14 protein-coding genes are annotated in these 20,883 nt (G+C 68.7%); 7 read left to right on the forward strand and 7 right to left on the reverse strand.

Going from position 1 to position 20,883, the window contains the following annotated elements; all coding sequences use genetic code 11:
• Nucleotides 1-87: 87 nt before the first annotated feature.
• The 5 genes from ACFCYE_RS12615 (at nucleotide 88) to ACFCYE_RS12635 (ending at nucleotide 11,234) form a co-directional block, all read left to right on the forward strand.
• Nucleotides 88-504, forward strand: a complete 417-nt coding sequence (locus ACFCYE_RS12615; RefSeq protein WP_376179199.1) for a hypothetical protein — start codon at nucleotides 88-90, stop codon at nucleotides 502-504.
• 29 nt (nucleotides 505-533) lie between these two features.
• Entirely contained in the window at nucleotides 534-3,308 is a 2,775-nt protein-coding gene (locus ACFCYE_RS12620; RefSeq protein ID WP_376179200.1) for a hypothetical protein, read from the forward strand.
• Between the two features lie 34 nt (nucleotides 3,309-3,342).
• Complete coding sequence (locus ACFCYE_RS12625) at nucleotides 3,343-6,756, forward strand: tubulin-like doman-containing protein (protein WP_376179201.1); 3,414 nt, start codon at nucleotides 3,343-3,345, stop codon at nucleotides 6,754-6,756.
• 1 nt (nucleotide 6,757) lies between these two features.
• Entirely contained in the window at nucleotides 6,758-10,306 is a 3,549-nt protein-coding gene (locus ACFCYE_RS12630) for a hypothetical protein (RefSeq protein WP_376179203.1), read from the forward strand.
• Between the two features lie 184 nt (nucleotides 10,307-10,490).
• On the forward strand, nucleotides 10,491-11,234 hold the full coding sequence (locus ACFCYE_RS12635) for a DUF1524 domain-containing protein (protein ID WP_376179204.1): 744 nt from the start codon (nucleotides 10,491-10,493) through the stop codon (nucleotides 11,232-11,234).
• 13 nt (nucleotides 11,235-11,247) lie between these two features.
• Here the strand turns inward: ACFCYE_RS12635 and ACFCYE_RS12640 are convergent, their stop codons facing one another.
• Nucleotides 11,248-11,454, reverse strand: coding sequence for an AsnC family protein (locus ACFCYE_RS12640; protein ID WP_376179206.1), 207 nt, complete (start codon nucleotides 11,452-11,454; stop codon nucleotides 11,248-11,250).
• Nucleotides 11,455-11,545: 91 nt separating this feature from the next.
• Here ACFCYE_RS12640 and ACFCYE_RS12645 point away from each other — a divergent pair, with 91 nt between their 5' ends.
• Nucleotides 11,546-12,577, forward strand: coding sequence for a S66 peptidase family protein (locus ACFCYE_RS12645; protein WP_376179207.1), 1,032 nt, complete (start codon nucleotides 11,546-11,548; stop codon nucleotides 12,575-12,577).
• 89 nt (nucleotides 12,578-12,666) lie between these two features.
• On the opposite strand, the gene ACFCYE_RS12650 is transcribed toward ACFCYE_RS12645, so the two are convergent.
• The 5 genes from ACFCYE_RS12650 to ACFCYE_RS12670 form a co-directional block, all read right to left on the reverse strand.
• Nucleotides 12,667-14,121, reverse strand: coding sequence for an MFS transporter (locus ACFCYE_RS12650; RefSeq protein WP_376179209.1), 1,455 nt, complete (start codon nucleotides 14,119-14,121; stop codon nucleotides 12,667-12,669).
• An 88-nt stretch (nucleotides 14,122-14,209) separates the two neighbouring features.
• The gene (locus tag ACFCYE_RS12655; protein ID WP_376179210.1) at nucleotides 14,210-15,946 is read right to left on the reverse strand and encodes a beta-galactosidase family protein; all 1,737 of its coding nucleotides are present in this window, start codon (nucleotides 15,944-15,946) and stop codon (nucleotides 14,210-14,212) included.
• Between the two features lie 76 nt (nucleotides 15,947-16,022).
• On the reverse strand, nucleotides 16,023-17,378 hold the full coding sequence (locus ACFCYE_RS12660; RefSeq protein WP_376179212.1) for an ABC transporter substrate-binding protein: 1,356 nt from the start codon (nucleotides 17,376-17,378) through the stop codon (nucleotides 16,023-16,025).
• A gap of 43 nt (nucleotides 17,379-17,421) precedes the next feature.
• On the reverse strand, nucleotides 17,422-18,312 hold the full coding sequence (locus ACFCYE_RS12665; RefSeq protein WP_376179213.1) for a carbohydrate ABC transporter permease: 891 nt from the start codon (nucleotides 18,310-18,312) through the stop codon (nucleotides 17,422-17,424).
• Between the two features lies 1 nt (nucleotide 18,313).
• Entirely contained in the window at nucleotides 18,314-19,231 is a 918-nt protein-coding gene (locus tag ACFCYE_RS12670) for a carbohydrate ABC transporter permease (RefSeq protein WP_376179214.1), read from the reverse strand.
• 160 nt (nucleotides 19,232-19,391) lie between these two features.
• Between ACFCYE_RS12670 and ACFCYE_RS12675 the strand changes: the two genes are divergently transcribed.
• Nucleotides 19,392-20,378, forward strand: a complete 987-nt coding sequence (locus ACFCYE_RS12675) for a LacI family DNA-binding transcriptional regulator (protein ID WP_376179216.1) — start codon at nucleotides 19,392-19,394, stop codon at nucleotides 20,376-20,378.
• Nucleotides 20,379-20,490: 112 nt separating this feature from the next.
• On the opposite strand, the gene ACFCYE_RS12680 is transcribed toward ACFCYE_RS12675, so the two are convergent.
• The gene (locus ACFCYE_RS12680) at nucleotides 20,491-20,850 is read right to left on the reverse strand and encodes a Fe-S protein (RefSeq protein WP_376179218.1); all 360 of its coding nucleotides are present in this window, start codon (nucleotides 20,848-20,850) and stop codon (nucleotides 20,491-20,493) included.
• Between the last annotated feature and the right edge of the window lie 33 nt (nucleotides 20,851-20,883).

Here is a 20,883-nt window from a genome sequence, read left to right on the forward strand (position 1 = left end):
TTATAGGCAGAGTCGGAGGCCGTCGCTAATGTGTGGAGTACGGGGATACAACGCCGGGCGCCGCCCGCGTCTGGGTGGAGGCACGCGATGACATCAGCGATTCACGCGACTGCACGACCGTCCTCGCGCGCAGGTGGCGCGTCGCCGATCCCGATGGTGATCGGTCTCGGCGCACTCGTGGTGAGCCTGGTCATCGCGATCATCGTGATCGCCGGGTTCAGCGCTCCGGTGGAGCTGTTCCCCGGCGTGCCGCTGCCGCTCGTGCTCGCCGAGCACTGGTGGCTCAGCTTCGTCGGCTATCTGCTCACGCCGCTGATCGTGATCGCCTGCTACGGGTGGGATGTGATCGGGCAGCGGGCGGGTCTGCGTCGAAACGCGAACTTCGCGATCGACGCGCGCTTCACATCGACGCTGCGCTGGGCGCTGTGGCCTGCTGTCGTGATCGGCATCTGGCACATCCTGAATCTCAGCGTGCCCCTGTCCGAGGCCTGGGGGCTCTCGTGACCAGGATCACGCGGCTCAGGACCGCGGTCGTGACCACGATCATCGCGCTGGTGGCGTCCTTCGGGGCGACCGGCTCGGCCGCAGCAGCTCCCGTGACGGCCGTCGCCCCCGTCGCGACGGCGGTCTCGAACGGCGAGCTGTCGGACTCGGGCAGCGCGGCCATCGCGGATCTGCGCGCCTGCCTCGCTTCGCAGAGCACCCTGAACGTCTACTACCTGATCGACTCGTCCACGTCGCTGCGCCGGGCTGATGGCGGGGGCGCAGGCTCGGATCCCGACATGGTGCGCGCCCAGATCCTCGGCAACAGCCTGTCGCAGCTCGGTGCGCTCGGCGACGACATCACGGTGAACTGGGGGGCCGGTTTCTTCGCGACCGATTACTCCGAGGCGATCGACTGGCAGGGCTACGACGCCGGCAGCCCGGACAAGCTCGCCGCTGCGATCGAGAACAAGCGTCCTGAGGGCTACACGAACTGGCCGGATGCGCTCGCCGGCGCGCAGCGGCAGCTCGCCGACCAGCAGAGCACGGCACCAGGGTGCCAGATGCTCATCTGGCTCACGGACGGTGCGCTCGACATCAAGGCGCCCGACGGTCAGCAGACGGAGGATTTCGACGCCCTCAATGCGATGTGCGGCGCGGTTCTGGACGACCGCGGTGCCCAGCCCTCCGGCTACGGCGTCTTCAACTCGTTCCGTCAGTCCGGCGTCGTCGTGGTGGGTGCGCTGCTCGCAGTCGGAGCGGATGCGGCGGATGCCTCGGGCACCATGCAGACGCTCGTCGAGGGCGGGGCTCCCGGCGCTGACCCGGTCTGCGGCCAGCAGCCGATGCCCGACACGTTCGTGCACGGTGCGTTCGTGAACGCGGACGCGCCGGATGCCCTGTCGCTGGTGTTCCTGCAGCTCGGCGCACAGGTCGCCGGCGGCTTTCCCCAGCCGTTCGACGAGGACGGCGGATTCTGGATCGACCAGGGCGTCTCGCGGTTCCGCGTGATCGTGTCGGGCGACTGGACCCTGAACCCACCAGAAGGATCGGACCTGCCGGCCGTCTCCTCCGACGCGGCAGACGCCGCCGAGTGGGCGACTGTGCAGACCGATGTCGGCGTGAGCATCATCGAGGTCGCCGTCGACGACGAGGCCGAAGGGCGCTGGCGACTCGAAGCCGAGAACCGGACGACCTCGTCGCTCTACCTGTTCAGCGACCTGGGCATCGAATTCGACGACATCAATGAGATCGAGATGTCGGCGGATGGCTCGTTCGCGGCGGCCCTCAGCGCGACGGTGCGGGATATCGACGGTGAGGCGGTGGATCTCGGCGGGTTCGGAGAGGCGGCGTTCAGCGCTTCCTACCTCTCCGAGGGCAAGCGCACCGCCCTGCCCGAGGCGACCGTCGATCAGGACACCGGACGCATCACGATCCCGCTGCCGGCCGATGTGAACCTGGCCTCGATCGATGTGTCCGCCTCGATCGATCCGCTGCGCACTGCCGAGCACGACCTCCCGCTCGCCCCGGTGACGACGCAGAAGACGATCACGCTGACGCTCGGCGCAGACTTCCCGCACGCGGTGACCGACCCGCCGACACGCCTCAGCGATCTCGAGGGCGCGGACGGCAGGGCCGAGGGAGTCATCACGATCGTCGGGCCGAGCCAGAACGGGGCGGGCACCGCCTGCGTCGCGGCCGATCGGACCACGATCGCGAGCGACGCCGGTGATCGCGGCGACACGTGGCGGTGGAGCTTCGCAGGCCTGGACGAGAACGGCTGCGTCGCCGTCCCGGAGAACGGCGAGGTGCAGATCCCCGTCGCGGCGACCAATGAGATCGCGGCCGACAGCGATGTCGCGGCCATGGTGCCGATCACCTTCGCGTCCGCCAACGGCGAGGCCGTCGAGCAGAACGTCCCGGTCGAGTTCCGCTCCACCCATCCGGTGAACACGGCCGCCGTACTGCTGCTGGCTCTCGCGCTGCTGGCCGTCGGCCTGCTGCTGCCGCTGCTGGTGCTGTGGGTGCTGAACTGGCTCACCACTCGGATCGACGTGCCCAAGAGCACGCAGCGTGCGGCGTTCCCCATCGAGATCGGCACGAGCGCCGTGCACATCACCGCACCGACTCAGGGCACTGCCCTGTCGGACGCCTTCGCATACCGGTCGCCGTCCGACGGAGAGCGTTCGATCTCCGACCCCGTGCTCGGTGCCTTGCGGGCGCGCGTGCCGTGGTTCCCGCTGCGCGCGCCGTGGTACGAGGTCACGGCCCCCGCGGGGACAGCCCTCATCACCGCGCGAGCAGGCCGAATGGCGACGGGGTCCACGGACTCGCGGCGTCGGCTGCGCTTCGCGAAGCTGCCGCTGGACCGCTTCTTCGGCGTCGTGGTGCCCGAATCCGAGCTGCGTCGGACCGCCCGCGGCGACTCCGTCACGGGCACGGTCGTCATCTACCACCGGGCATCGCCCAGCGATCAGGGCCAGCACGCGCAGCGGCTCGCCGAGATCACGGTGGATTCCACTCTCGCCGAAGCGGTGAACCGCGCCCGCGCCGAGCTCGTCGAGAGCGACAGGGCGAAGGCCTCGTCCGCGACGAACGGCCCCGGTGGGGCAGCGGCGCGGCCCGTGACGGGCTCCCCGGCATCCGCACCGGCGCCCGCGCCGCGACCGTCGTCCGACGGCGGCACGCCTCCTCCGCTTCCCGGCCGAGCCGGCGGCGCGACCGCTCCACCCGCCCGCGGCGGGTCAGGAGCACCGCAGCGCTCCGGCGGCCCGGGGACTCCGCCTCCTCCGCGCCCGGGCACCCCGCCCCCGCCGCGGCCCTGACACCCGAACCGATCGCGAAAGACAGAGAGACATCATGCTTCGTCCCTTCCTCATCATCGGCGTCGGCGGCTCCGGCGGAAAGACGCTGCGCGGCCTGAAGTACCAGCTCGAGCTCAAGCTGCAGCAGGCCGGTTGGAACGGCGGGATTCCCGCCGCCTGGCAGTTCCTTCACTTCGATACGCCAACGGTGCAGGACGGCGTCGACTACCCGGCCCCGTTCCTCCCGGCGCAGGAGTACAAGGGCCTCGTCTCGGCCGGTGCGAACTACGACACGGTCTACAAGACGATCGAGGGCGCCCACGCGACGAATCAGAGCGTGCACTCGGACATCGAGCGTCAGCTGCCGGATCCCCGTCGCGTCAGGGTCGACGTGACGAAGGGCGCCGGGCAGTTCCGTGCGGTCGGTCGCGCCGTCGCGCTGTCATCGACCAGGGACATCGCCGTCGCCGCGCGCAACGCGATCGCCCGACTCGGCGATGCCGCGGCCCTTGCAGAGCTGCAGACGCTGGGTCGGGCTCTGCGAGCCAGGGACGAGTCGGCGAACAGCAGCCCGACGGTCATCGTCGTCTCGTCGGTCGCCGGCGGGTCCGGCGCCGGTCAGTTCCTCGACATCATCGAGATCGTCAAGTCCACGGCCAAGCAGTATCCGTGGTCGAACGAGGTCTTCAGCATTCTCTACGCCCCCGACGTCTTCGATCAGCTCGGCGTCACCGCCGGCACCCCGGGCAACGCGCTCGCGGCGATCGCCGAGACCATGAACGGTTTCTGGACCGACACTCCATCGAGCTCGACGATCGAACTGCTGCAGACGCAGGGCGTCGCTCCGTCGTACGGCGGCGCACGCGACAGGGTGGGGGCCGCGTATCCGTTCATCGTCGGCCGCAGCAACTCCAAGGTGACCTTCGCCGACCAGAGCGAGGTCTACAACGCCGTCTCCGCCAGCCTCGCGGCCTGGATCACGGACGACCGCGTGCAGGACAGCATCACCGCGTACGCCTCGGGCAACTGGCAGGCGCGCGTCGGAGCGAACGTGCTCCCCGACGCCACCGGACTCATCAACTCGGCCCACCACTCGCCGGCGTTCTCGTCGATGGGGTTCGGTCGGGTCACGCTCGGCAGGGAGAAGTTCTTCGAGTACTCCGCGGAGCGCCTGGCACGCTCCGTCATCGACCGGATGCTGTACGCGCACACCGAGGCGGACCCCCTGTTCGCCCAGCGCACGGAAGCCGAGTGGATCTCGGTCCGCGCCGACCAGGACTACCAGCTGTTCATCCGCGAGCTGCGACTGAACGAGGACACCGAGGATCACAACGACGTCACGGATCAACTGCGTCCTGCCGCCGAGCGCGCGGCGCTGGCGACCAAGCTCGGCCAGGACATCCAGCTGCGCCTGAACGACCCGGCCCAGCTCGACAAGAACGGCGGCCTGGACCTCACGACCTGGAGCCAGCGGCTGCTCGCCGAATGGTCGGTGCGAAAGCCAGAGCTGCTGCGCGTCGAGCAGAACCACCGGCAGGTTCTGCTGGACACGTGGGAGCGCGAGGCGCCGGGCGAGATGCTCCGCGTGATCGCTGAGCACGTCGCGACGAACGGGCTTCCGGTCGTGGTCGAGCTGCTGACACGTCTCGACCGCACGCTCAAGAGCACGGTCGATGGACTCGAGTCCGAGGCCCAGATGCACGAGGAATGGGTCCAGTCCCTGCCGTCCCTGGTCAGCGAGCAGTTGCAGAGCGCGCCCAACCAGCAGTCGATCCGTCCGGATCAGGATGCCGTCATCGGTGCCGTCGAGCGCATCCAGCAGGCGTTCGAATGGGCCGCGGAGGCACCGCTGCGCCGCAGTGCGGCCCAGCTGCTGAACGAGCTGCGACGGGAGTTCCTCACCCCGCTGCGCGTGCACCTCGAGGGTGCGTACAAGGAGCTCGCACTGCGCGTGAAGGCGCGCAAGACCGCCGACGACCGCGACAACGACTACGACTTCTGGCCCAAGCGCGAGGACTCGACCGTTCCGCGCAAGTACACCCCCGCGCCGAACGAGCGGCTTCTGGTCGAGCAGGACGAGTACCCGCGAGAGTTCGAGAGCCTCGTCCGCTCCACGTTCTCCTCGGGGACCGGCCGATTCGCGGACGCGATCCTCGACGCCGTGCGCGAGCTCATCGTCGGCGTCGCCGCCGTCTCGCGCAGCGAAGAGGACGCCGGCACCTGGTCGATGATCGACCAGGCCCGCACATGGAAGCCGTCGGTGACAGCCGACCCCGAGGCCTCCCGGTCGCCGCAGAACCCGCGGTTCACGATGGCCACCACGCCGGATGCCTACGTCGACCGCGCTCGGAAGTGGATGCGCCGCGAGGGCACCGCCTTCAACGCGTACGTCACCGAGGACCTGCGGAGCTTCTTCGACGAGTCCGAACTCGCACCCGACGTGTTCGGTCGGCGGCGCGAGAAGTTCCGCGAGCAGCTGCAGTCCGCGCTCGGCGCGAGCGAGCCGCTCGTCAAGCTCAACCCGACGCTGCTGCGTCTCGTGCACGACAAAGCCATCAACGAGGCCACCAGCCTGGTGTTCAGCTCGATCCCCTTCAAGGCCGGCACGGAGATGTATGCGGTCACCAAGCAGGTGCTCGGCGCGATGGGCTTCTGGAACGACGCGGTCTCGGACAGCTGGTTCCAGGATGCGCGGGTCGAGGGCATCGAGGTGTTCGCGATGAGCGGGTTCCCGTATCAGCCGATCGTCATGGACTCGGTGATGGAGCCGATCGCGCGTGACTGGCTGCGCCAGTCGAACACGCAGGAGAGCCGAGAGGCGTTCTGGCGGTTCAAGCGATCGCGCCTGCTCGGCGAGGCGATTCCGGCCGACCCGACCGTGATCAACGCGATGATCCGCGGCTGGTACGTGGCGAAGGCCCTGGGGTGGCTGAAGGTCGAGGGCGACGGCGGCGAGCGAGGACCGGGGCTGTCGCTGTGGGACCCCGAGTCGCGTCGCCACGCAGGTTTCCCTCGTCCGCTGCTGGACACCAGGCGCACCCAGCCGTACGACTACCCCGGTGTGGTCATGCAGTCCCTGACGATCGCCCTGGCGCTGTGCAACACGCAGGAGTCGCTGGAGCCGCTGCGCCCGTACCAGATCCTCGCTTTCCTCGGCGGTGACGATCTCGAGATGTCCGACACGCTCGTGCGCTGGGTGCAGGAGGGGCGACTCGCGCCTGATGCCCCTGTCCCCGCCCCCGCGCGTGCCGGAGAGGCCTCCGGCACGCTGGCCGAACGTCAGCAGGCGCTGCGCGACTACTTCGGCGACGAGTACGCCAACTTCCGCTCGCAGGTCGCCGAGCACGACTTCTCGGTGTCGGTGTACGACTACCCGGTGAGCTGGGAGATCCGCCATCGGGTGGCCGCAGCCCTGCAGAGCCTGTCTTCGGCGGTCATGGCGACGCGCGCCGTGGATACCGGAGTCTGACATGGTCCGATCGTCCTGGCCGGATCGCAAGGTGAGCGTCATCCTGCTCCCCAGTGGGGAGCAGGGTGAGACGCTGCTCGCGCTCGCCGGCGAGTGGACGAGGATGGGGCTGCTCGGCCCGGCGCTCTGGGTGCGTCCGGAGCACGTGCGGCGCGCGCGCTCCGGCCCGCCGCGCATCGGCGCGACGATCCTCGTGCTCGATCGTGAGCACCGTCTGACGGCGGTCGATGTCGACCTCTTCGAATCCCTGGCGCGCGAGAGTCTGACCCTCGTCCGGCTCGTCAAGCTCCGCTCGGCGGTTCCCTCGCGCGAGATCGACGCCGAACAGGATGACATCGCCGAGCAGGTGGGGGAGTACCTCGTCAAAGCCATGCCGATGGCAGTGCCGTCCGTGAGCATCGCCGACCAGCCCACGGACCTCTCCCGGTTGACGCTCATCTGCGCGCCGACCGAGTTCCAGCTGCAGCAGCGTGTGGATTGGGCGGCGTCGGAGTACGGCACGGTCGTCGTGGCCTCGCCGGAGGATCGCTCCACCCCGTGGTCGGGGGACGCGTTCGTCCGCGACAACGACCGTTTCGTCGGGTTCGCGCTCATGCACCTCGCCAGCGTCGCAGGATTGTGGAACGGCGCAGGGGTCGGGAGCTTCGAGCTCGTGCAGCGCGAGGCATCCAGCCACCAGAGCGTCTGGGTGTCCCGGGTGTTCGTCAACGCCGTGATCACCGAAGCGCTCGGCCGCAGGACCGCGGCGCAGGTGCTCGACCTGGCCAGCCGAGCCGACTCGCTGCTCATCGACCCGAGTGCCGGGTCGCCGCCGACGGGCACCGCGTTCATCGAGGACGGCCTCGTCCCCGGATACGTGGAGCAGATGGTCGCCGCCTCGATGTCGCTGGACCAGGGGGCGCTGAGCTTCCACCCGATCGACGAGGAGCGACAGCCGGACCGCGACCGCATCGGCATCGTCGAGCAGTTGCGCCGCTTCGGATCGTTCAGCGCCGACAAGCTGGCGTCGATGCCGCGATGGACGTGGCGCTGGATCACGTCCAGGACCGGCAGGGCGCTCACTCGCCAGCTGCAGTCAGATGACGGCACGCACATCGTCGGACAGGACTTCGACTCCGTGCTCGACGCGCGCGACGCGCAGCTCATCGCCCGTCGAGACGAGATCTTCGACGCCGAGAAGGCGGCGAGGGCCGCGATGGCGGCCCCCGTCGGAGTCGGCGGAGTGCGGACGACACCGCGACTGTGGGCGCGTCTGCGCGAGCTCGTGTTCGGGTCGCTGGACGGCAGCTCGGACCTCTCCGACCTCGGTTTCGTCAAGATCGAGGAGAAGGTCCCGGTGTTCGGCCGCGTCTCGGACGTCTTCCCCGACCCGGGTGATGTCTGGACGATCGAAGCGGGCCCTGCGAATCTTCCCGTACCCGTGGATTGGTACATCCTGGCGGCGGGTGAGCCTCGCACGCACCTGGCCGCATGGGCCAGCGCCGGGGTCGGCGAAGCGCAGCAGGCGGCCAACGAGATGGCAGCCGCGGAGCACGCGTTCCGGCTGCTGCCGGAGCCCGTCACCGTGCCCGCGCCGCCCGCCGCGGTCTCGCCGGTGGTCGAGACCGCGGTGGAGACCGCGGTCGCACCGTCGCCCGCCACGCCCGAGGCGTCCGGATCGGCGCGCCCGGGAGAGCCGGATGCGGTGGTCCCGACGTCACGTCGCGCCCTTGCGGCGTCCGCCGGTCGCTCGGCGGAGGTCGTCGTGGCGGCCCAGGACTCGGCAGCCGAACCGGACTCGGACGTCCCCCACGCCGGTCAGGATGCGCACTCGGACGAGACGCGTTCCGACCAGGACGGGCGTTCCGACCCGTCTCCTGACGAGCCGCAGACGACAAGCCAGGATGACGCCGAGGCTTCGGGTCAGGACGACGCTGAGACGACCGGCCAGGACGACCCTGAGGCATCCGGCCAGGACGACGCTGAGGCTTCCGAGCCCGCGCCGCCCGCGAAGCAGACGCCTGCTCCCGCCCCACCTGCTCCCGCAGCACCGCTCCAGTCATCCGTGCCGGAGACCCCGGAGCAGACGGCGAACCGCGAGTACCGCGAGCAGATGCAACGCGAGATGCGCGTGCAGTGGGAGGACGCCAAGGCGCGACGCGACGCGGCAGCATCCCGCGCCAGGGCAGCCGAGGCGGAGCGCCGCCGCCGAGACGATGCGCTCGCCTCCTACGACGATTGGGCCGTGGGGCGCGAACGCTCGTTCACGTGGCGTCTGCTCGCGGCGCTCAACGCCGACCGCACCGCCGCCCAGACCGCCGTCGCGCGCTATGCCCGTGAGATCGATCGCCTTCGGGCGCCGATGCCCGGTGAGTTGATCCGCCTGCGCAAGGCGTTCCACCGGCGGATGCTCGTCGCGTGGCTCGTGATCTTCGGCGTCGTCGCCCTCGTCGAACTGCTTCCGGTTCTCATCCCCGAGCTGCGCGACACCGTACGGCGGGTCGGATTCTGGTACCCCGAGACATGGGGGACCATCACCCTCGGCGTCGTGGTGGGCGTGCTGCTGACGATCGGTTTCCTCGCGGCCTATCATCGGGGCTGGTCCACGTTCCAGCGGCACGTGAATCTCACCCATGCGCATCTCGAGCACATCTCGGATGCCTCTCGACACGCCAGACGCGAGCTCGCCCGGCTGTCCTCGCTGCATCGTCAGACGGTCGATTGGCTCGACCTGCTCGCCAGGGCAGTCCATCACCCGTGGGCCATTCGTCCGGAGTGGGAGTCGAAACCCGATTACGAGGTCGCGCGGGAGTCGTTGCCGTTCGCGATGAACATCGGGACGGTGGTCGAGACCGACTACGCCGCGGCCACGCGGCTGCGGCGGATGACCACCGAGCACCTGCTGCGCCGCGGTTGGCGCGCCGATGCGTTCCGGGATCTCGTGCGCGAAGTCGGCGCCGAGCTCGGGCAGGACGGCGCGTCCTTCGGCGTCGGAGCACTCGACGACGACCTTCCGCACTCGTCGAACAACGCCAGACGGATGCTGCGCGACGCGATGTCGCAGGAGACGGTCCTGACGCGCGTGGCCGCGCCGCGACTGCGTGAGCTGATGGGCGAGATCCAACGGCACTCGCTGCACGGCAGCAAGCCGCGGGTCACGGCGATCGATGAGAACCCGTTGGATGCCCTGGCGCACATGACCGACCCGATCGGCATCGACGACGGCATCGCCTGGGACGATTTCCTTCTCGATTCGCTGGCCGGCCGGCGCGAGCCGGTGACGCCCCTCAGCGCGAGCTGGCTGGCCCCGCGTCAGGTGCAGGAGGGCCATCACGAGAACGTCACGAGCTATCTCGTCATGCCCGATCGGCTGGAGCGGCAATTGGGTTTCCACGACGATGCCAGGGTGGTGACGGCGCCGTTCCGCGGCTCCGGCCGCGCCGGCATCGACCTGGTCTGGCGAGTGGATGTCGCCGGCCCCCTGCCCATCGGAGCGATCGGTCTGTGGGACGCACCGCAGCGCGCCATCGCGGTCGAGATCGACCCCGACACCTACGACAGCGGCATCTGAGGTGGCGCCGGCTCCGCCCCCGCGTCCGTCGGGGGGAAGTGATCGCGCGCCCGCAGGCAGCGCTCCGCCGCCCCATCCTCGGGCGGGGCGGCCGAAGAACGGTGGGGCTGGTCGGACGCACCGCCGACGGCCGCCGCGTTCTCGTCGGAGGACATGGAGCACCGGCGCCATCGCGCTGGTGATCGTGGCCGTAGCGATCGGCGTCGGTGTCATGAATCTCGGCTCGTCGCCCGCCGCGGGCGGACCTCCGTCAGGACGGCCGGCCGCGACGCCGATGCCTGCGTCGACGCCGGAAGCGGATGCCGTGGTGACGCCGTCTCCCACGGCATCCGATCCGCAGCCACCGACGGGCCCGGCCGACCAGGTCGACGCCTCCGCGCGGGCGCTCGATGTCCTCGAAGGGTTGGCGCCCGTCTCGGGCCAGGCGCCGTACGACTACGACCGCGACCTGTTCGGTCAGCGCTGGGCCGACGTGGATCGCAACGGGTGCGACACTCGCAACGACATCCTGGGGCGCGATCTGCTCGATCCGGTGTTCAAGCCGGGCACGCGCGAGTGCAAGGTGCTCGCCGGTGAGCTCATCGATCCGTATGACGGTTCGGCGGTGGCCTTCGTCTCGGGCCAGGACACCTCGGTGCTGGTGCAGATCGATCACGTCGTAGCGCTCGCCTGGGCGTGGGAGCACGGCGCCCATGCCTGGAGCGACGAGCAGCGCACGGCGTTCGCGAACGATCCGCAGAACCTGGTCGCCGCGTCCCAGGAGACGAATCAGTCCAAGAGTGCGTCGGGGCCGGCGCAGTGGCTCCCGCCGGAGCCAACGTTGCGCTGCGCGTATGTCGAGCAGTGGGTGGGGGTGCTCGGCGCGTACGATCTCGGCATCGACGATCGCGAGCGCGCCGCTGCGGGAGCGGTGCTGCGGACCTGCTGATCCGCCTCGACGACTATGCGCGCCCGAAACGCCGGTGCGCGGCCTGCTTGCTGACGCCCAGGGCGCTGGCGATCGCCTGCCAGGAGTATCCGGCGGTGCGCGCGCGGCGCACCTGAGCCTCCTCGGACTGCGCGATCTCGCGGCGCAGCGCCGCGAGCCGGTGCAGCTCTGCGATCGGCTCGCCTGTCGGGTCCGTGGCGTTGGCGGTGCGCGTGCTCATGATGCCCTCCGATCGTCAATTTACGTTGACGAGGTTCAGATGTCAACATCCATTGACGCGTCCGCGCCGCGACTCGTGATGGGATGGACCCATGCGCATCCCGCCCAAGCTCCGCCCCGGTGACCGCGTCGCCATCCTGTCGCCCGCGTTCGCAGCCCCCGCGGTGGCGCCCGAGCTGCACGAGCAGGCGCTGCGGAGGCTGATCGAGTCGACCGGTCTGGTGCCCGTCGAGTATCCGACGACACGGATGCTCGACGCGAGCCCGGTGGCGCGCGCGACCGACGTCAATGCCGCCCTCGCGGACCCTTCGATCCGAGGCATCCTCGCGACCATCGGCGGAGATGACCAGATGCTCGTCGTGCCGCATCTCGACGCGTCCCTCGCCCTCGCCGACCCGAAACCGTTCCTCGGCTACAGCGACAACACGAACATTCTGAACTGGCTGTGGGGGCTCGGCATCGCGGGGTACCACGGCGGATCGACCGCGGTCCAGCTCGGGCCTGGGCCGGCGGTGGACGCGATCCACCTGCGGTCGTTGCGGGCCGCGCTGATCGAGGCCGCCGAGATCGAGATCACCGAACCGGGGGAGTCAGAGGATGTGGGCCGCCGCTGGGCCGATCCTCGTGCGCTCACCGAGTACGGCGACCGTGCGCCGACCGAGCCATGGACGTGGAGCGGGCCGGAACGACGCGTCGAAGGCCGCACCTGGGGCGGATGCCTGGAGGTGCTCGACGGCCTGGCCTGGGTCGACCGGCTTCCTGCGGCATCCGATCTGGAGGGAGCGATCCTGCTCCTCGAGACGAGCGAGGAGCGCTCGAGTGCAGGCTGGGTCGCACGCTGGCTGCGCGGCCTCGGCGAGCGGGGCATCCTGAACGCCATCGACGGCGTCGTCCTGGCCAGGCCGCCGGTCAGCGACTTCGAGTTCCACCCATCGCCGGCCGAGGCGCAGGAGCTGCGTGATGCGCAACGGGATGCCGCGGTCGACGTGGTCGCGCGCTACAACCCGGAGGCAGTGATCTGCGTTGGCGTGCCGTTCGGCCATACGCGCCCGCAGTGGATCCTGCCGTACGGCGGGACGGTCGTCCTGGACGGTTCCACCCGCCGCCTCTTCGCCCGTTACTGAACGGGCGAACGCCCGCGTTCGAATCGCTCGATCTGCTCAGCTCGGACTGATTTCGAGCAGATCGAGCGATTCGAATCGGATTCCGACCGCTAGAGCGTGGCACCCACACCGAGGTCGGACTCGTAGTCGTGGTCCTTGGTCTCGGGCGTGAAGATCAGTGCGATGAACGTCAGCACACCCATCGACGACAGGTATACGCCCACCAACCACGGCTGGCCGTCGACCAGCGCCCACAGCGCCACCGCGATGAACGGTGCGACCGCGGCGCCGAGGATCGACGACACGTTGTAGGCGATCGCGGAGCCCGAGTAGCGGACGTTCGTCGGGAACAGTTCAGGGAGCAGCGCCCCCATCGGGCCGAACGTGGTGCCCATCAGCACGAAGCCGAAGATGAGGAACGCCTGCGTGAGGGCCCCGGTGAACTTCGGGTCGGCCTGCGGCAGCAGGAACGTGTTGAAGAGCAGTCCGAACACGATGATCGCGGCGGTCGTCCACAGCAGCAGCTTGCGGCGGCCGATGGCGTCCGCGATCGGCCCTGACAGCAGCGTGAAGATGCCGAAGAACACCACGCCGATGATCTGCATCAGCACGAAGTCCGTGTAGCCGAAGCCGAGGCCGGGGTAGAACTGCGCGGCGAACGCCGACGGATCGAACGCCTTGCCTGTTGCCTCTGCGGCGGCTTCGGCAGCGGCGGATGCCGTCTCCAGGTCGGCAGCCTTCGTTCCGTAGGTGAGCGTGAAGTTCGTCATCAGGTAGAACAGCACGTAGGTCGCGAGCATGATGAACGTGCCCAGGATCAGCTGCTTCCAGTGGTGGCGGAACACGGTCACCAGTGGCAGCTTGCGGATCGCACCCGAATCGGATGCCTTCTTGAACGTGTCGGATTCGACGAGCTTCAGTCGAACCCACAGGCCGATGATGACCATGACGGCCGAGAAGAGGAACGGGATGCGCCATCCCCAGGCCAGGAACGCCTCGGACTTCAGCGCCGGGTTCTCGGCGTGCGGCAGCATCCAGTTGATGGCCAGGAACAGCACGTTCGCGATGATGAAGCCCAGTGGAGCACCCAGCTGCGGGAACGAGCCGTACCAGGCGCGCTTCCCGGCGGGGGCGTTCTCGGTCGCGACGAGCGCCGCCCCCGACCACTCGCCGCCGAGCGCGAAGCCCTGCGCGAGACGCAGGATGAGCAGGAGCAGCGGCGCCACCCAGCCGATCTGCTGGAAGGTCGGCAGCAGGCCGATGACGAACGTCGCGATGCCCATCGTCAGCAGCGAGGCCACCAGCGTGGCCTTGCGTCCGAACTTGTCACCGAAGTGCCCGAACACGACCGCGCCGATCGGACGGGCGACCATCGCCGCGCCGAACACGGCGAACGACGCCAGCAGGGATGCCGTGTCGTTGTCGCTCGGGAAGAACAGTACGGGGAACACGAGCACGGCTGCTGTCGCGTAGGCGTAGAAGTCGTAGAACTCGATGGTCGTGCCGACCAGGCTCGCGGTGATGACGCGCGAGCGGGGATTCGCCGGCTTGGTGACGGAACTCATGGGGCCTCCGGTGTGCTCGAGTCGGGGAAAGAGCACACCGGAGTTTACGCCCGGCTGTGCGTTCCCCGTGGGATTCGTACGTGTCGCGTCACTCGCTGAGGTCGCCCAGCGCCGCCCCGGCGACGAACGCCGCGGTCGGCTCCAGCACGTTCTCGAGTTCGAGCACGACGAGGCGGTTCTGACCGGCGCGCGTCGCCGGGGCGGGGACGAACAGCGTGCGCTGCGGTCCGTTGCGCCAGTAGCGGCCGAGGAAGAACCCGTTGACGAACGCGTAGCCCTTGCTCCACGCCGAAGTGTCCAGGAACAGGTCGGATGCGGCATCCAGCGTGAACTCGGCCGTGTACGCGAGCGGACCCTCACCGTTCAGGTGGGTCCCCTCAGTGACACGGCCCGCGATCGCTGCCACGTCCAACGGTGTGGAGGACCAGCCGCCGAGCGCCTCGCCATCCAGCACGGGAGCCGCGATCATTCCCTTGTGCTCACCCAGGCGGTGGTCGTAGTTGACCCGCCCCTGATCCTCGACGAGGATGCTGAGCCGTTGCCCTGCCGGCAGTTCGATCGCCCGATCGTGACGGGTGCGCGAGAGCGTCCCGACGCGCCGGCCGTCGACGGTGACCCACGCCAGGTCGCGGATCTCCTCGTCGACTCGGAGGATGCCGCCGGCGAACCCCTCCGGCAGTGCGGCGTCGTAGCGCACGAGCGCGCTCAGGTGATCGAGATCGTCGAAGGAAGCGGGCGCATCGGACGCAGTGCCGGTGACTGCGGCATCCGTCCACGCGCCTACGGGACGCAGCTCCGCCGTGAAAGCGGGCGCGGGGGAGGCCAGGGGCGGCACCTCATCGGGGACCGGCGCGTACTTCGCGATCACGTCCCGCAGGGCGAAGTACTTCGCCGTGGGATTTCCCGCCTCATCGAGCGGAGCGTCGTAATCGTACGAGGTCACCAGCGGCAGATAGCGCCCCTTGTGGTTCGCACCGTTCGTGAGGCCGAAGTTGGTGCCGCCGTGGAACATGTAGATGTTGACGGAGGCGCCCGCTGCGAGCAGCGCGTCGAGCTCGGAAGCGGCCGCAGCGACGTCGGTGGTGTGGTGCACGCCGCCCCACCAGTCGAACCAGCCGTCCCAGAACTCCGAGCACATCAGCGGCCCCGTGCGCTGGTGCCTGCGCAGAGTCTCCAGACGTTCGACGCTGCGGGAGCCGAACGAGCCGGTCTTGTGCAGTTCGGACAGGCTCCCGTCGTCGAGCATCCGGTCGGTGGGCTGGTCGACCGTGGTGAGCGGCACCTCGATGCCGGCCGCGCGGGTCACACGGACGAGTTCTTCCAGGTAGGCCTTGTCCGAGCCGTAGGCGCCGTATTCGTTCTCGATCTGCACGAGCACGACGGAACCGCCGTGGTGGATCTGCCGCGGCGCGACGATCTCGTAGACGCGCTCGAGGAAACCGGTGACATCGGCCAGGTACGCCGGATCGGAGGTCCGCAGGGTCCGCTCGTCGGCATCGACCCAGGTCGGCAGACCGCCGTTGTGCCACTCGGCGCAGATGTACGGACCCGGCCGGACGATCGCGTCCATGCCCTCCGCCGCGATGAGGTCGAGGAAGCGGCCCAGATCATTCCATCCGGTGGCGTCCCACTCTCCTCGACGCGGCTCGTGAGCGTTCCAGGCGACGTAGGTCTCGATGGTGTTGAGCCCCATCAGCCGGGCCTTGCGGATGCGGTCCTGCCACTGGTCGGGATGCACCCGGAAGTAGTGCAGCGCTCCAGAGATGATGCGGTGGGGTGCGCCGTCGCGGAGGAAGTCGGTGTCGCCGATGGAGAAGGTGGTCACGTGCCGTGCTTTCGAAGAAGAGGTGGGTCGGGGTGCGCGCCCGAACTCGTCGATACGCGCACCCCTACTCGGGATATCACTTGTTTACGGCGAAGCCCTGCTCATTGCCGTACTGCACGAGCGCGTCCTGCCAGTCCGCGAGGCCGTCGTTCAGATCCGTGCCGTTCTGGTAGGACTGACCGACGGTGTCGCCGAAGATGCTGTTGCCGTACACCTGGTAGGGGAGGTAGCTCCACCCCTCGACGACGTCGCCGGCAGCGGCGGCGAGCACCTCGTTGATCTTCTGGCCGCCGAAGTACTCCGGTGCGTCCGCGAGGAACTCCTCGTCGGCGAGCTCGGCCGCGGTCGAGGGGAAGCCGCCGGACTCGAGGAAGATGTCGATGCTCTCCTCGCTGTTGTTCAGCCACCACAGGAAACCGGCCGCGAGCTCGGGGTTCTTGCTCTGCTTCGTCACGGCCTGACCGCCGCCGCCGTTCTCGGCGCTGGCCGGCTGGCCGTCATAGGTCGGCATCGGGGCCACGCGCCAGTCGCCTGCGCCGTCAGGGGCGCCGGAGATGAGGTTGCCGGGCATCCAGGCGCCGATCACGAGCGTGGCGATGCTGCCGTCGCCCAGGGCGCGGAACCATTCGTCGCTCCAGCTCCCCGTGGGGGCGATGAGGCCCTCGGCGACGAGGCGGTTCCAGTTCTCGGTCCACTTCGCGGAGCCTTCGTCGGCCAGGTCGATGGTCACATCGGTGCCGTCGGTCGCGAACGGCTGGCCGCCCGCCTGCCAGATCATGCTCGTCGCGAAGCCGGCATCGCCGATGTCGTTCGTGATGTACTTCGTCGGATCGGCGGCATGGATCGCCTTGGCCGCCTCGTAGTACTCGTCCCATGTGGTGGGAACCGCCAGGCCGAGCTCGTCGAAGACGGCCTTGTTGTAGAACAGCGCCATGGGGCCGGAGTCCTGGGGCAGGCCGTAGATGGCGTCGCCATCGGTCACCGAGTTCCAGGTGGATGCCGTGTAGTCATCCTCGAAGTCCGCGAACCCGTACTGCGACAGGTCGACGAAGGCATCCGTCAGAGCGAACTGGGGCATCGCGTAGTACTCGACCTGAACGACGTCGGGCGCACCGGAGCCCGCCTTGATCGCGTTCTGCAGCTTGGTGTACTCGTCGTTGTTCGTGCCGGCATTGACGACGTTGACGTCGACGTTCGGATACTCCTTCTCGAAGGCGGCGACCTGTGCCTCGGCGGACGGCGTCCACGACCAGTACGTGATCTCGCCGCCGGCTTCGAGTGCGGCTTCGACGGAGGCGAACGAACCGTCACCGGCCGCCGCGCCTTCTTCGTCACCGCCGGCGCTGCAACCGGCCAGCGCGAGCGTGGCGACGGTTCCGGCGGCGACTGCCGTGAGAGCCCGCCTGAGGGCGGGGGAGGGAAGGTGCTTCATTGCTGTGTCCTTTCAGGGTGGTGCGTTCAGGGAGAACTCGGGGCTACTGCTTGACGCCGCCGGCGGTGAGACCGGACTGCCAGAAGCGCTGCAGCATGAGGAAGGCGATCACGATCGGGATGATCGTGATGAGCGACCCCATGATCACGAGGTTGTAGATCGGCTGCGATCCGGCACCGATGGCCTGAGCGCTCCACTGGTTGAGGCCGACGGTCAGCGGGTACCACGCCGGGTCCGAGAGCATGATCAGAGGGAGGAAGTAGTTGTTCCACGTCGCGACGACCGTGAACAGGGCGACCGTCACGATGCCGGGGGCCAGCAGGCGGATCGAGATCGTGAAGAACGTCCGGAACTCACCGGCGCCGTCGATGCGGGCGGCTTCGAGCAGCTCGGTCGGGATCGACTCGGAGGCGAACACCCAGATGAGGTAGAGCCCGAACGGGCTGATCAGCGACGGGATGATCACCGCCCACGGCGTGTTCGTGAGCCCCAGCTCGCTGAAGAGCAGGAAGGTCGGAACGGCCAGCGCCGTTCCGGGGACCGCAACGGCGCCCAGCACGACGGCGAACACCCCACGGCGACCGGGGAAGCGGTACTTGGCGAGCCCGTAGCCGGCCATGGTCGCCAGCAGCGTGGCGCCGCCTGCGCCGACGACGACGTAGAGCAGGGTGTTGCCGAGCCACCGCAGGAAGATGCCGTCGCGGTAGGTGAAGGTCTCCACGAGGTTGTCGAAGAACGCGAAGTCGTCGGCGAACCAGAGGCCGAACGAGCTGAACAGGCCCGACTGGGTCTTGGTCGAGGCGAACAGCAGCCACACGAGCGGGATGAGCGTGTACAGCGCGTACGCGACCATGACGACGAGCAGCGTCTTGGACTTGCGCGGGTTCAGCGGGTCGTTCTTCTTGCGCGTGTCACGTGCGAGGGGGAGAGCCATCTCAGCGCACCTCCGGGTTCGAGCCGCGCAGCTGCACGACGTAGGCGATCACGGCGGTGATGACGCCCATGATGATGGCGATGGTGGCGGAGTAGTTGAACTGCTGCCCGGCGAAGGACAGGTTGTACGCGTACATGTTCGGCGTGAAGTACGTCGTGATCACGTTCGGCGCGAGCGGCCGAAGGATGTTGGGCTCGTTGAAGAGCTGGAAGCTGCCGATGATCGAGAAGATCGTGGCGATCACGAGTGCGCCGCGAACCGACGGGATCTTGATCGCGAAGATCGTCCGCCAGGCGCCGGCACCGTCGAGCGCCGCTGCCTCGTACATGTCGGTCGGGATGGTCTTGAGCGAGGAGTAGAAGATCAGCATGTTGTAGCCGACGAACTCCCACGTGACGATGTTGCCGATCGAGACGAGCATCCATTCCTTGGCGAACGGCGTGATCGCGTCGATGCCGAGGAAGTCGTTGATGTTCGCCGTGAGACCGAACTGATCGCCGTAGATGTAGCCCCACATGAGCACGGCGACGACCGCCGGGACCGCGTACGGCAGGAAGATCAGGATGCGGAAGAAGGATGCTCCGCGCAGGCGTGCGCTGTCGAGCGCGAGCGCCGCCCCGAGGGCGAGCACGAGCATGATCGGCACCTGGATCACGAGGAAGATCGCGACCCGTCCGAATGCCTCCCAGAACTGCGAGTCGGTCAGCGCGCGCACATAGTTGTCGAAGCCCACGAATGCCGTGCCGCCGACGAGCTTGTCCTGGAAGAAGCTCAGGTACAGGGCATAGAGCAGCGGGGTGAGGAAGACCAGGGCGAACACGACCATGAACGGGCCGACGAAGGCCCATCCCTTCCAGTCGCGCCGTTCGCGGCGTGGCGTGCCGGTGGCCGCTGGCGCTGCGGCGAGCTGTGTCGTCATCGACGAACCTTCTTACGTTGATGGGCGCGACGTGCGCCAATATGTCAACGTCAACATATGCGATGCGGTGCTAGTGTGTCAACGTCAACACATGAACGGATGAATGATCGTGTCTCCAGAGCTCTCGGCAGAGTCGCCGCAGCGCAGGCGTGAACCTTCGATGGAGGACGTCGCCCGCGAGGCGGGCGTCTCGGGGCAGACCGTCTCGCGGGTCGTGAACGCGCGAGGGTACGTCGGGGCTGCGACCCGGACGCGGGTCGAAGAGGCCATGCAACGGCTGGGCTATCGGCCGAACAGCGCGGCCCGGGCGCTGCGCTCAGGTCGATTCCGTGCGATCGGCGTCGTCATGTTCTCGTTCAGCTCGTACGGCAATCAGCGAACGCTCGACGCGATCGCCGTCAGGGCGGCGCAGGCAGGATACGCGCTCACGCTCATCCCGATCGAATCCAGCGCCACCGAAACCGTGGCCGGTGCCTTCCGCAGGCTTGAGGAGCACGCGGTCGATGGGATCGTGATCGTCATCGAGGCGCACCAGCTGGATGAATCGGCCGTCGAGATCCCTGTCGGAGTGCCGGTGGTCTTCGTCGACTCGAGCCGCGAGAGCACGCGGCCCTTCGTCGATACGGACCAGGCGCAGGGTGCGCGTTTGGCGACCGAGCACCTGCTCGAGCTCGGCCACGAGACGGTGTGGCACGTGGCGGGACCGGCGAAGTCGTATTCCGCTGAGCGACGGCGGCAGTCCTGGCAGGCGACGCTGGAAGCGCGCGGATGCCGTGTGCCCGACGTGATCGTCGGGGACTGGTCAGCCGATTCCGGGTACCGCGCGGGCGTCCGGCTGCGCGACGAGGCGGACGTGACGGCCGTGTTCGCCGCGAACGACCAGATGGCGATCGGAGTGCTGCGGGCGTTCCGCGAGATCGGACGCGCCGTCCCCGGCGAGGTCAGCATCGTCGGCTTCGACGGTCTGCCGGATGCCGCGCAGCTGTGGCCGCCCCTGACGACCGTGCAGCAGCACCCCGAACGCGTCGGTGCGGCCGCCGTCGACCTGCTCCTGGCCGAGCTGGATGGCGAGCACGCGGCTCCGCTGCCGCTGATCGGCACGGAACTCGTCATCCGCGAGAGCACGGCCCCGCCGCAGGCGCGTTGATGTTCAGGCGAACATGACGCACGGCGCTCGCGCGACGAACGTCACTTTCGGCTCACTGCGCTCGCTCGGTACGGCTCTCCGCGGCTCGACGCGCGTCAGCGACTGAGTCGCGTCAGCGCCACAGCACCGCGATGCCGGCGTTCGTCACGGTGAGGATGCCGACCAGCCAGAACACCGCGGGCGGAACCGTCGCGCCGCGCTTCTGACGCGACAACCCGGCGCCGACCAGCCCGCCGATGACGATGAGGACGACCAGCTTGATGCCGATCTTCACGTAGTTCATCTCGGCGCCTTCCGGCAGACCCCAGGGCGCCGCCAGTGCGAGCCCGGCGACTCCGGCGATCAGAAGGCCGTACTCCATGATCTTCCCGAACTGGCGCTTGCCGCCGAAGGCCTGCACGGCCCACGAGCCGAACAGCACGGCGAAGCCGATGAGGTGGACGAGCAGGACGATGTGTCGCAGTGTCTCCATGCCCTCACCGTACGCCCGGCGCGGGATTCGCCG

The organism is Microbacterium sp. NPDC056234 (assembly GCF_042267585.1).
In the GTDB taxonomy this organism is placed as follows: domain Bacteria; phylum Actinomycetota; class Actinomycetes; order Actinomycetales; family Microbacteriaceae; genus Microbacterium.